This is a genomic window from Lachnoclostridium sp. Marseille-P6806, assembly GCF_964238185.1.
Lineage (GTDB): Bacteria > Bacillota > Clostridia > Lachnospirales > Lachnospiraceae > Brotaphodocola.
In genome coordinates, this window is sequence record NZ_CAXSLG010000011.1 from 24805 (window position 1) to 37644 (window position 12840).

The 12840-nt window shown below is 41.9% G+C and carries 8 protein-coding genes; 1 reads left to right on the plus strand and 7 read right to left on the minus strand.

All coding sequences use genetic code 11. The features are described from left to right. Nucleotides 1-244 precede the first annotated feature (244 nt). Nucleotides 245-1207 (plus strand): DUF5688 family protein, encoded by a 963-nt coding sequence (locus ACESON_RS13645; protein WP_373110454.1) that lies wholly within the window; start codon nt 245-247, stop codon nt 1205-1207. An 8-nt stretch (nt 1208-1215) separates the two neighbouring features. Here the strand turns inward: ACESON_RS13645 and uvrB are convergent, their stop codons facing one another. The 7 genes from uvrB to ACESON_RS13680 form a co-directional block, all read right to left on the minus strand. Next, entirely contained in the window at nt 1216-3225 is a 2010-nt protein-coding gene (uvrB, locus tag ACESON_RS13650; RefSeq protein ID WP_373110456.1) for an excinuclease ABC subunit UvrB, read from the minus strand. A 316-nt stretch (nt 3226-3541) separates the two neighbouring features. Further along, complete coding sequence (locus ACESON_RS13655; RefSeq protein ID WP_373110458.1) at nt 3542-5539, minus strand: heparinase II/III family protein; 1998 nt, start codon at nt 5537-5539, stop codon at nt 3542-3544. A 13-nt stretch (nt 5540-5552) separates the two neighbouring features. After that, nucleotides 5553-7175, minus strand: a complete 1623-nt coding sequence (locus tag ACESON_RS13660; protein WP_373110460.1) for a response regulator — start codon at nt 7173-7175, stop codon at nt 5553-5555. Further along, the gene (locus ACESON_RS13665; RefSeq protein ID WP_373110462.1) at nt 7168-9000 is read right to left on the minus strand and encodes a sensor histidine kinase; all 1833 of its coding nucleotides are present in this window, start codon (nt 8998-9000) and stop codon (nt 7168-7170) included. Before ACESON_RS13665 ends, ACESON_RS13660 begins: the two co-directional genes overlap by 8 nt. Nucleotides 9001-9082: 82 nt before the next feature. Further along, nucleotides 9083-9952, minus strand: a complete 870-nt coding sequence (locus ACESON_RS13670; protein WP_373110464.1) for a carbohydrate ABC transporter permease — start codon at nt 9950-9952, stop codon at nt 9083-9085. Nucleotides 9953-9964: 12 nt separating this feature from the next. After that, the gene (locus ACESON_RS13675; protein ID WP_177275978.1) at nt 9965-10900 is read right to left on the minus strand and encodes an ABC transporter permease subunit; all 936 of its coding nucleotides are present in this window, start codon (nt 10898-10900) and stop codon (nt 9965-9967) included. A gap of 110 nt (nt 10901-11010) precedes the next feature. After that, nucleotides 11011-12450, minus strand: coding sequence for an ABC transporter substrate-binding protein (locus tag ACESON_RS13680; protein WP_373110466.1), 1440 nt, complete (start codon nt 12448-12450; stop codon nt 11011-11013). Nucleotides 12451-12840 lie beyond the last annotated feature (390 nt).

Sequence of the window (12840 nt, forward strand, 5' to 3'; positions counted from 1 at the left end):
CATTCCGTTTTCGGAATTTTCAAATCTGTTTCCCACATCAAATTTATATTTTATCCGTAACAATTCAGGACGGCGGGAGAGCTGGCAAAAAAATTCTTGTCAAGCTCGCTTATAAAGGAATTTTCCTGCCAGCTCTCACATCGGAGGAATCTCCGATGCTTCTTGTTCGGCTTTGCCGGACAAGAAGATGCCCCGTCCTGAACAGTTACTTTTATCCCTACTACACATATGGAGGTATCCTTTTATGGCATACGAAATTTTTTTAGAATGCCTGCTTCAGAACCTGCAGGCTGCCCTTGGCGAAGAATTTCACTTTATTCTCCGTCCCCTTCCCCGCAATAATGGTGTCACACTGGACGGACTGACGCTTCAGGGGCCCGGAGCCCATCTGGCTCCCACGATTTACCTGAATCCCTATTACCAGAAACTGATTCATGGTTCCTCCCTGGAATCCATTGTTGAAGAAATTCTTCAGCTTTACCAGACTACACCTCCTCCTGCCTCTCTGACTGCCGAATCTGTCATTGATTTCGAATATTTAAAAGACAAGGTCATGTTCCGCATGATTCACACTGCATCCAACCAGGTACTTCTTTCCGACGTTCCCCATATACCTTATCTGGATCTTTCTATTATTTTTTTCCTCTCCCTGGAACGCACAGATACAGGTCAGGTCACTGCCATGATCCACAACAGTCATGCCCGCATGTGGAAGGTAAGTGCCAGAGATTTGTGGAGACTGGCCCGGGAAAACACCCCACGGGAATTCCCAGCCGAAATTCAAAGTATGCAGGAGCTGTTGCAGAGCATGGCCCGGGATACCTCTCAGGATACCTGTGACCCATCGCTTCTCGATCTTCTCCTTCAGGCTCCCAGCGAAACTATTCCTCTTTATGTTCTCTCCAACCAGACTGGTCTGTATGGAGCTGCCTGTATGATTTATCAGGATATATTAAAGGACTTCGCTGCCCGGCTGGAGAAGGATCTGATTGTCCTCCCATCCAGCGTTCATGAAGTCCTTCTGACACCGGACAGTCCCGATGCCTCTTATGAAGATTTGAGCAATATGGTACGAACCATTAACACACAGGAGGTTCCCTTAGAAGATCAGCTGTCCAATCAGGTCTATCTCTATACTCGATCCGATGACCGGATCCGCATTGTTTCCAACAGCTTTCCGCCGGTTGGAGCAGCCGCTCTCTCCTAGTCTCTTTTTTATTTTTCCTGTCCTTCCAGTTCCAGCAGCATGGTTTTTACCTGCAGCATCCGATCCCGCAGAACAACCGCTTCCTCAAAGTTCAGCTCTGCAGCCGCCTGATGCATCTTCTTCTGAAGCTCTTTTGCCAGCTTATTCAGCTCCTTCAGACTCATAGACTCCAGATCCTTTTCCTCCGAAGCCGCATTCCGCTCTGCAGCCTTGGAAATGGCAATCAGATCCCTCACTGCCTTTTTAATCGTAGTCGGCGTAATGCCATGCTCCTCATTATACTTCTGCTGAATCTGACGTCTCCGGTTCGTTTCCTCGATTGCCACACGCATAGAATCAGTAATAGTGTCTGCATACATAATCACATGGCCTTCCGAATTTCGGGCAGCCCGTCCAATGGTCTGAATCAACGATGTTTCTGAGCGAAGAAAGCCTTCCTTGTCTGCGTCCAGAATCGCCACCAGCGTAATCTCCGGAATATCCAGGCCTTCCCGCAGCAAATTGATTCCCACCAGAACATCAAAGACATCCAGGCGCATATCGCGGATAATCTCAGCCCGCTCCAGAGTATCAATATCGGAATGGAGATATTTTACACGGATTCCCACATCCCGCATATAATCGGTCAAATCCTCTGCCATTCGCTTTGTCAGCGTTGTAATCAGCACCTTATGATGAGCCGCCACCTCCCGATTAACTTCGGATACCAGATCATCGATCTGTCCTTCCACTGGCCGCACAGAAATCTCCGGATCCAGAAGCCCGGTAGGACGGATAATCTGTTCTGTCCGCATCAGCTCATGCTCTGCCTCGTAAGGACCAGGCGTTGCAGATACAAACATCATCTGATCAATCTTACTTTCAAATTCTGTAAAATTCAGCGGCCTGTTATCCAGCGCAGAAGGCAGACGGAACCCATAGTCTACCAGAGTCTGTTTTCTGGAGCGGTCTCCCGCATACATTCCCCTTACCTGTGGAAGCGTAATATGGGACTCATCTATAATAATCAGAAAATCCTCAGGGAAATAATCAATCAGTGTCCACGGCGGCTCTCCCGGTTTTCCAAAGGTCAAATGGCGGGAGTAGTTCTCAATGCCGGAGCAAAATCCCGTCTCCCGCATCATTTCCACATCAAAATTCGTCCTTTCTGAAATCCTCTGAGCCTCCAGAAGCTTGTCCTCACTTTTAAAATATGCCACCCGCTCCTTCAGCTCTGCCAGAATATTTTCTGTTGCCTGCAGCATTTTCTCCTTGGGAACTACATAATGGGATGCCGGAAAGATTGCAATGTGTCCCAGCTGCAGCTTCGGCTCCCCCGTCAGTCCGTCAATCTCTGTAATCCGATCCACTTCATCCCCGAAAAATTCCACCCGGTAGGCTTCACTTCCAGAATATGCCGGAAAAATCTCCACTACATCTCCCCGCACCCGAAAGGTTCCCCGGTGAAAATCCATATCATTGCGGGTATACTGAATATCGATCAGCTTGTGAATCACCTCATCCCTGTCTTTTATCATGCCGGGCCGAAGAGAAATCACCATCTCCTGATAATCAATCGGAGAGCCCAGCCCATAAATACAGGACACCGAGGCCACAATAATCACATCTCTGCGTTCAGAAAGTGCCGCCGTAGCAGAATGGCGCAGCTTATCAATCTCATCATTGATTGCAGAGTCCTTCTCTATATATGTGTCGGTAGAGGGAACATAGGCCTCCGGCTGGTAGTAGTCGTAGTAAGAGACAAAATACTCGACTGCATTCTTAGGGAAGAACTCCTTAAACTCGCTGTAAAGCTGGGCTGCCAGAGTTTTATTGTGTGCGATAATCAGGGTCGGCTTATTCAGTCTCTCAATGACATTAGCCATGGTAAAGGTCTTTCCGGAACCCGTAACCCCTAGTAAAGTCTGGAATTGATTGCCTTCCTGAAACCCTTTGACCAGCGCCTCAATGGCCTGAGGCTGGTCGCCAGTGGGGGCGTATTCGGAATGTAATTCGAAGATTTTTTGTTCATTTTGCATAAAATCCACCTCCGATTTCAAAGTAAAAAAGGACGCCTATAAGGCAAAAATTCGTCAAGGAACTTTTCATTTTCGTCAAGGAATTTTTGCAAATCGGAAGAAAATCGGTCCTTGACGAATGCCGTTCACAATTTGCTTTTTTTGCAACCTGCCGTACCCATGTAATTCTATATGGACGAAACAGGAACAAACCATATAAAAAGGGCTCAGGCATTGGATTTTAGTATACCACAAACGATTTCAAAAGTACAGAAACAGTGAACATCTGTTCTGGCATTTCCGACCAAACGAATATTAATAAAGGCATGATTTCTTTTTATAATTCAAATATTACAGCCGATTCTTTTCCATCGCAGCCAGTTACCACTGCCGTTATTTTCTCATCACTCACCTGAAACTCCACATTCTTAACATAGGGTTCTTTCGTCCAGGACTCCATCAAATGGGCACAGAAAATCCTGTTACCATGACGGCGTTCCACAAGGTAAGAAATTTCTTCTGAAGACGGATTATCCGGTCCTGTTGCTGTCATAACGGTCTGTCCATTGGAAAGTCCATAGATCTTCGTAAATACTCCGTCACACTCATATGTTTTCTCATAAGTACCTTCCGTTTTGATCGGATCGGTTTTGATATCATGCAGATACCCCAAAGTTTTTCCTACAAAACGATTCTCACAAATAACTGCCTCATCTGCTTCTCCCGGAATCAGTATTCCTGAGAAGTGCATCATCCAGTCTGATGTTTTTCCTTCCGGAATTCCATCTGCCAGAAATACCTCTGCAAAATATCGATCCGTCCAGGCAATCTTGCGTTTCATAGTAACTGTACGGTAATTTTCTTCTGACCACTGTACAATAGTAAAGCTGTCTGGCATTTCATACGGTTTTGTCCAGTCTGCTTCTGCTTCCACATAGATCACACCATCTTTTTCTTCATAACGGGTCAGTTCTGCATTGACTGGTGACTGGTTCTCCTCTCCAATTATCAGCGTATTGTGTGAAGCTGTGTTCTTGTAGAAATCATAGTGCATTTTTGCACCATAGCCCGTAGTTCCCAGATCCCTGGACACCGGCTTTCCATAAGCCAGATAGCTGATTCCTAGACGATCATAGTGGTCATGCTCTCCACCATAGCGGTCATGTTTGAACAACAGGTAACGTCCTTCCGGCCCTCGAAGGATAGTATGACCTGACTTATCCTTGGTCGTATGGAAATTTTTCAGTGGAAGCATATCCGTTTCAATAGTATCAGCTCCGTATAAAAAAGCCTCCAGATTGTCCCGGCTTTCCTTTTGATAATATGTGTTCAGGACAAACGCCAACCTTTTGCCCCCTAGCTCTCGATATGGAAATTCATATAAATCTTTCATATTCCCCAAGTGTCCATAATTGGTGTCATTCAGCATAGGAATCCCGTAATCCGGTTCCATATAGTCACAGAGAAGTTCCATCATTGCCTTGTAATTTTTATGATGTATATTGCTGTACTTCGTATGAAGTGCAAATTTTTCAAATGCAAAGAAACTGGTCAAGGCATAGAAATGGTATCCAAATGATCCCTCAAACCACATATCATTGGGCTGCATACCATGCTCTAACTGATATACAATGCCGTAATCCTCATAAAGAGCGGCTTCGACTAACTCCGAACGGTCAAACAAAATTCCAATAACCGCAATTGCTGAATTGATAATAACCTCATGGTTATGAAGCTGTTTGTGACGATGTTCCAGAAGAAACTGTGCCCCTGGAAGGAACATGCGATCACGGATATATATTTTTTCTTCTTCTGACATACATTCTGAAAGAATATCATAAGCCATAGCAAAACTTCTTTGGAAATTAGCTTCATCCAGCGTCTGTGCTCCGGAACGCCCTGGTCCATTGTAGGGAATATTCCCATGAATTTCATAATCTGGATAATATTTTGCATAGGCCATTAAAATCTCAATGGCTTTCTTCGCATAAGCTTCTTCCCCTGTAGACAGCCAAATAATCGCCATACCAAATACAGCGTCATAGTTATGCCTGTTAATCAGTCCCCACCAGGCACTGTCATACGGTTCCCCGGTCCATGCTTTTCCACAATTTGGGCAGATATGCACTGTCGGACTTTCCCGCTTAAATTGAAGCTGAACAGAACAATCGGGACAATAATAATAAAGCGTCCAATTGGCAATTCCCGTTTTCGGAACGATCTGTTTCCCATGAAATACTTCCTCAACATCGCGTTTTAATTTTTCGATAGTCAGCGGATATGCCTTGCTTTTTTTTCTTAATTTATCCACTTCTTCACTGGTAAACTGAATCATATCCCCATACCTCCTAATATAAATGTTCTTTTGCTACAAGTAATTTAAAATCTGTCGGTGTACATCCATAAAATTTTTTAAAACTGCTGGCAAAATATCTCTGGTTCTCATAGCCACAGCTTTCCGCAATATCCGAAATTTTCATAGAGGTGTTCTGCAGCAATTCTCCAGCCTTTTCCATCCGTTTCCGAATCAGATACTCATTAAAACTTTCTCCTGTCACTTCTTTAAAAATCTGCCGCAGATAACTAACACTAAAATGTACTGTTTTTGCAGCACTTTCAATCGAAATGGTGTGATCCTTTAAATGTTCTTCCAAATAATTCTGAACCATGTGAACCGCAATTTCTGAACGGTTTTGAGAAAGATTTTCTGATACCTTTTGGCAGCAATAGATCAGATAATTTTCCAACAGTCCTCGCAGTTCCAAAAGAGAAGCTGATACCATGTTCTGGCTGAAAGCTGGCATATGATCTTTTTCTACCTTGCCAAATCCATTTCTCTCCATATCATCTGCCACACCATAAATCAGTTCTCCAGCAGAAACCAGAATATATTCACTTCCCTTATTGGAAATAGAAACATACAAATTCATCAGCTGATGTGTCAGTCCTAATGCCTCCTCACGGTTTCCATTCATAACAGCTCCGCGAATACAACTTTTGGTATTCTTAATCTGATCAGAAACATCGCTTTCCTCCAGCTTCAGTTCTTCCTGGTTTTCTCCAAAAATTCTAATTCTCTTTTCTGGATTCAATGCTTCTTTCCAGATCATCAGAGCATCTTCATACGAATTTTTCAGACCATTCAACGCGTGATAGCTTCTTCCCAGAGAAGCATACACCGTAATATCGTAATACTGCATCAGACTCTTTGACAGCTTTTCTATTCCTTTTAAAATCTCATTTTGAAAAATCTGCTCGTCTTTTATCTGAGAACAGAAGCAAAGAATCAGCTTAGATGGTTCTAGACTTACCACATAGAAGATAAGTGCTTCTGAAAAGTATCCTGTCTGTATCAATTTGAAAAAAGACTCCACCTCTTCCTGAAGTCGAAAATCCCATATCGTTCCTATCAAACTTAAAAGACAAGTCATATATTTTGTAATAGGTGTTTCCATTGGAAATTCCAGCTGCGATATCTGTTCCTTCGATAAAACTGCTCCGTCTAACAAAGACCGCAGCATATTAGAACGATTGTGTAACCTGTTTTTGTCCACCTGCTCCATCAAAAGATTTAAATTCTGATGAAGTATTTTCTGACTGTCCAGATCATGTATGATCTTTTCAAACACGGATATCAGTTCTTCCAGCATAAAAGGCTTCAGCAAATAATCTGTAACTCCCAGTGCAATCGCTTTCTTTGCATAATCAAATTCATCATACCCACTGATAATGATATTTTTAGAAGAAATTCCATGATCCTTTAAGCTGCGAATCAATTCCAGACCGTTTTGTATCGGCATCGCAATGTCCGTGATCACAATATCTGGCGGAGACAAAAATGCCTTTTCCAGCGCCTCCTGTCCATTTTCTGCTGAAATAGTAATTTCGATAGGAAGTCCACTGGCACGCAGATTCTTTTCCAGAAGATTTCGGACAAACGTTTCGTCATCTGCTATCAATACTTTATACATGGATCTTCTCCTCCTGATTCTTCATGGGAATTGTAATGATTGCCTTCGTACAGACACCTGCCTGGCTTTCATAAGAAAGTCCAAAGGACGCGCCATAATAAAGTCCAATTCTCTCATTCACGTTATAAATACCGTATCCATCCTGCATATTCTTAACCCCGAAACGCAGTCCTCTGTGAATCTGCGTGAGCTTCTCTTCCGGAATACCCACACCATTATCATATACATACAAAGACAACACGCTGTTTCCATCCTTCATTTCTGCTGATGCAGTAATAACAATTTCACCTATTCCTTCTTTTTCTTTAATTCCATGGTAAATCGCATTTTCTACCAACGGCTGCAAGATCAGTTTCAAAACACGGCATCCCAGCAATGCTTCCGGCACTTCGATCCGATAACGAAGTTTATCCTGATAGCGAATCTGCTGAATACTGAGATAACAGCGTACATGTTCAATTTCATCTGCCAGACTGATTACCTCTGCCCCTCGAGAGAGACTCAATCGAAAAAACTTTCCAAGAGAGTTTGCCATCCGGCTGACATCGTATATTCCCTGATCCGCCGCCTGCCAAGTAATAGTGTTTAATGTATTGTACAGAAAGTGAGGATTGATCTGTGCCTGCAGTGCTTTTAACTCTGCATGTCGCTTCTGTTTTTGAATCTCAGCCACTCGGTTACGTTCCACAATCAGATCTTCAATGCTCTGTTCTTGTTTTTTCACGAGACTCTGAATTTCTTCAATCATACAGTTAAAGCTTCTGGAAAGACTGCCAACCTCATTTTGATAAGGATAAAAAAATCTGGCATTAAATTCCCCATTCTGCACGCTCCGCATACTTCGTTCCAGCCGGCTTAATGAAGCTGTCAAACGCCTAGATACCCAAATGATACTGACTAGACCAACTATCAAAAGAAAAAGAGAGATTCCCAGAATTTTTCTCCGCAACGTTCTGAGACTATCCAACAACTCCGTTTTTGACTTTAAACCAAACAGTTTCCAGCCATTGGTCGAAATATCACAGCTTTTTACCAGATATTCCTGTCCCTGAACCGTCAGATCCGCACTTAATATTTCCTTTGTATCCGTCTCCTTTTCTTCCCACAATCCCAAAAGCTCTTCTGCTTCTATTGTTTGATTGCCAATCATATGATTTCCATCTGCGTCCAAAACCACAATATTATCAAAAAATGGATACTGTCCTGTAATCAGGTTAAACAAACGCTCGGAATCCAAGTGATAAATAAAATAAAACCATTCGGAACATCCTGGAACTTTAAACCTTCTTTCACAGGAAATGACCGGATTTTCTCCATAATAAACTGGATTTTCTATCGGCGGAATCCACTGAACCGCCAGAGGATTCTCCTGGTAAATAGTATAATACAGGGAATTTTGGAACTCGAAATCTGGTTTTCTGATACGCACATAGTCATCAAACAATTCTCCTCCCGCAAACAGGCAGGAAGAATCAATCAATGCCTCGCCCCGTTCAAAATCACTCAGATAATCACTGACAACACTGTGAGCAACTACCTGATTATATAGAGTAGGATTATTCACATAGGAAACAATCGGATCAGAAAATGCATTATTTAATAACATGGATTTTGCCCGATCACTGATAATCTCCATCCGGATATCCAGTGTATTTCTCATCTGTCCCACCGTATTGCTGGCACTGTTGGAAAAGTTATCTGTAACATTTTTTACGGAAAGATAGTAAAAACTGATCCCACTCCCCATAGATAAAAAAAGGAACAGAATCAGAAATAATACGATGATCTGATAACGAAATTTTAAATTCTCAACATGTAATTTCATGATGCACTCTCCTGCTGTCATCTGGCTGCCGCCATGCTTCAAACGGCAGCCTCAATAATCAGCAATCATTATATCATAACTTTTATCCCTTGACAGCACCCGACGTAAGGCCGGCAATAAACTGTTTGTTTGCAAACATATATACAATCAAAATCGGAACAATCGCGATAGACGCACCTGCCAGAAGAATATTCCACTCAGCGGCTGCATTGACAGAGTATTTTAACTGTACAACTGCAACTGTCAATGTCTTTAATGCAGGCGCTGTGATTGTCATAACCAAACCAGTAATGTAATCATTCCATGCATTCCGGAATGAGAATAAGGCAACTACAGCCAGAATCGGTTTGGTCAGAGGAAGTATAATCCGGTAATAAACCTGGTAAATCGAACATCCATCAATAATTGCTGCTTCATCCAGTTCTTTAGGAATCGCTTTTGTAAATCCCATAACCAGAAATACATTTGTTGCCTGTCCACCAGTCAGGGCGATAATCAATGCTATCGGTGATTTGTGTAAATTCAACGCATGCATCACTTCATAAATTGGATACAAAGTAATCGAACCAAGAGAAACAAACATCATAGACATATACATAGCCATCAGGATTTTCTTTCCTGCAAATTCCCGCCTTGCCAGAATAAATCCTGCCAGTGAACAGGTCACAACTGCAAGAATCGTAACTGAGAAACTGACAAAAATACTGTTTTTGGTGTAAGTCAGAAAATCTGCTTCTACAAAAGCCTTATAATAATTATCAAAATGCCATTCTGAAGGAAAAAAATTACCTCCCATTGTCAGCTCTGCATTTGTTTTCAAGGAACCCAAAATGGTATAAATAATCGGATACAAGGTAAAGATAATCATCACCCCAAGAAACAGCCACTTAATTGTACCAAGAACTGCTTTCTTTTTTGTCATATGGGGTTTATAAACTACTGTTTGCTCCATGGTATTTCCTCCTTAATAAATATCATCCAGTCGCTTAGAAAGCTTCAGATAAATCACTGTCACCATTCCGGCAACACAGGCAGTAATAATACTCAGTGCCGCACCATATCCATACTGCGGTACAACTGCTTCTGTTGCAGAAACCGGGAAGAAATAGCGGTAGCTGTAAAGAGAAGCCACCATAGTTGCATTGTTTGGTCCGCCTTCAGTCAATACCATTACATTGCTGATATCATTAAATGCAGAGGTAATTGCCAGCATCAGAATGATTTTTAAGATCGGCCCCAGCATCGGAATGATGATATACCAGATGGACTGAAGCCGGTTTGCTCCGTCAATTCGGGCACTTTCAATGGCATCCTGGGAAACCTGCTGAATACCGGCAATAAAATATACCATATAGTTACCAAGACCACCCCAAACTGCCGTCAAAATCAGAGTTTTCATGGCGTGTTCTTTGCCCAGCCAGTTAATTGGCTGGCTGATGATATGCGCTTCCATCAGATATTTATTGACTTCACCATTGTACGCATTAAATAAGAGATAGAACACAAGCCCCATAACTGCAGAACTCATAATCGTTGGAAGAAAAATGATGCTTTGAACGGCTCCGTGACCTTTTTGATGGGTATTTAACAAAAAAGCCAGAAAAAAGGCCAGCGGAAGAATGATCAGCAATTTTCCAAATCCATAAGTAAACGTACGTAATAAGCTTTCCCAGTAAATTCCATCTCGAAATACCCTTGCAAAATTTTCCAGTCCCACAAAACGCGGAGCTCCGGTTCCATATCCTCCATACTGATAAAATGCATATTTTAATGCCCATAAAACAGGATAAACGGAACATCCGATAAATAAAATCAGGTTTGGAATCAGAAAAGAATACGCTTCCAGATTTTTCCGGATTACTTTTTTCTTTCTGACAGATGGTTGAGTTGTTGATTTCATAGGCCATATCCTTTCTTTTCCATGAATTTCCTCAAAAAAGAGCAAAAAAGAGGAACTGCCAGAATCTGCAGTTCCCCCTTATATATCTTATGCAGGAATCTGATCACCTGTTATTCAATCGTCGGATTCTTCGGATCATAATGATCAATCTTAATTTCATATCCTGTGCCATTTGCAACCGCATCCTGGTATGCTTTGTTGTATCGGTCTGTCAGATCCTGAAGTGTAGAAGTAACATCAGCATCACCATAGTAAATAGACTCGCAGGTCTTGTACATATCTTCACCTTCTACAATCATACCAGACGTAAATGCACTGTGCGGAGGCTTCGGAAGAATTGCATCATATTCTGGATTAAGACGGAGCCATTCTTTCTTCTTATAGTTTTCACTCGGATTTGCTTTTTCAAGAACAGAAGGAATGATGCTGACACCATATCCGCCTTCATAATACCCTATCTGATATTCTTCACTTGTAAAGATGTCCTTGTAAACCTTGAATGCTTTTTCCAGATTCGGACTCTTTGCATTTAACAGATAAGCACCGGTTCCCTCATATGCCTGTTTTCCGGTTTCTTTTCCTCCAACTGTGGGGATTGGAGCAGCATTCCATTTAGAGGAATCCATCGGGAACTGATTTTCATAAACACCTGGTTCTGCCGCAGAATATGAGAAATACATACCAATCTTTCCTGCAGCAAACTGGGTTCTCAGTGGATCAATATCCAGAGACTCGCATCCCGGGAATGCACATTCTTCTGATAACAATTCTTTCCAGAGATTTAATGTATCTGCCCAGTTATTGAAGTTATATTCCCCCTTTGCAAAATCGTATCCCCAGGGCATACCGGTTTCTCTCTGAAGTCCAACAACCATAGAACGGGCTAATGCAGAACTTGCACTCTTCATGTTCTGTGCAAAACCGTAGATACCTTCACTTTTCAGCTGAGAAGTAATAAGTTTTGCATCCTCCACCATTTCTTCTAAAGTAGTCGGAGGATTTTCGATTCCTACACGTTCAAAAATTTCTGTATTATAGAATAAGCGGCAGGTGGAACCTGTTGTCGGAATAAAATATAATTTTCCGTCAATCTCGTTGTATCCAGGAGTAATCACGTCTGCGAAGTATTCCTTCATATCATCATCCATAAACTGATATAAATCTGCCCACTGCCCATTTGAAAAATAGCTGTCAAACACCTGGTTCTGCTGAACCAGAATATCCGGTAACTCCCCGTTCTGCGCAGCCATATCTACGGCCTGTTTATAGTTATCTGTATACAGCGTGTAAACAACTTCGATATTATCCGTATTGGTTTTATTATACTCGTCAACCTTTGCCTGAACATACGTTGCATCGTGACGATTCTTAGTCCAAATGTTAATCACAGTCTTTTCCGCACCTTGTTCAGCACTTGATTCTTTTTCAGTGCCTCCATTGGCTTCTGCCTGTGTTGTACTACCGTTATCTTTACCAGATGAACAGGCAGTCAGTGCAGACGCCGCAAGAGTACCTGTCATCACAAGAGCCATCACTTTTTTCAACTTCATTGTAAATTCCTCCCGTTTCATTTAATGTTCACATTATAGTCATTTTTGAACAAAGAATGAATACAACAAATAAGGTTTTCATGTTCAAAATTTAATGTTCTATGTAAAATAGATGCGTTCCTGCTTCTCCTCCTGCAGCTGAAAAAAAGAAAAGAAGTTTTCATTAGGAAAAATAATTTCTCTATGAGATTGAAAATAATATCCGGAAACAATATCATGGTATACATTAAAATGTAAGTAGATAAAAAAATGATTCGAAATAAAGATAGAGGAGAACATACATGGCTTTATCGGCCTGAAAGAAGCTTATATTGCTAGAATTTTTGTAAAACAGGAATCCCGCTGTGCCAGCATCGGTAAACACCTTCTAGAGCATGCGAAAAAAATCAT

Excerpts from the sequence above, each read along its gene's own strand:
- ACESON_RS13645 (WP_373110454.1), top strand. The coding sequence starts at position 245 with ATGGCATACGAAATTTTTTTAGAATGCCTGCTTCAGAACCTGCAGGCT.
- uvrB (WP_373110456.1), bottom strand. The coding sequence starts at position 3,225 with ATGCAAAATGAACAAAAAATCTTCGAATTACATTCCGAATACGCCCCC.
- ACESON_RS13655 (WP_373110458.1), bottom strand. The coding sequence starts at position 5,539 with ATGATTCAGTTTACCAGTGAAGAAGTGGATAAATTAAGAAAAAAAAGC.
- ACESON_RS13660 (WP_373110460.1), bottom strand. The coding sequence starts at position 7,175 with ATGTATAAAGTATTGATAGCAGATGACGAAACGTTTGTCCGAAATCTT.
- ACESON_RS13665 (WP_373110462.1), bottom strand. The coding sequence starts at position 9,000 with ATGAAATTACATGTTGAGAATTTAAAATTTCGTTATCAGATCATCGTA.
- ACESON_RS13670 (WP_373110464.1), bottom strand. The coding sequence starts at position 9,952 with ATGGAGCAAACAGTAGTTTATAAACCCCATATGACAAAAAAGAAAGCA.
- ACESON_RS13675 (WP_177275978.1), bottom strand. The coding sequence starts at position 10,900 with ATGAAATCAACAACTCAACCATCTGTCAGAAAGAAAAAAGTAATCCGG.
- ACESON_RS13680 (WP_373110466.1), bottom strand. The coding sequence starts at position 12,450 with ATGAAGTTGAAAAAAGTGATGGCTCTTGTGATGACAGGTACTCTTGCG.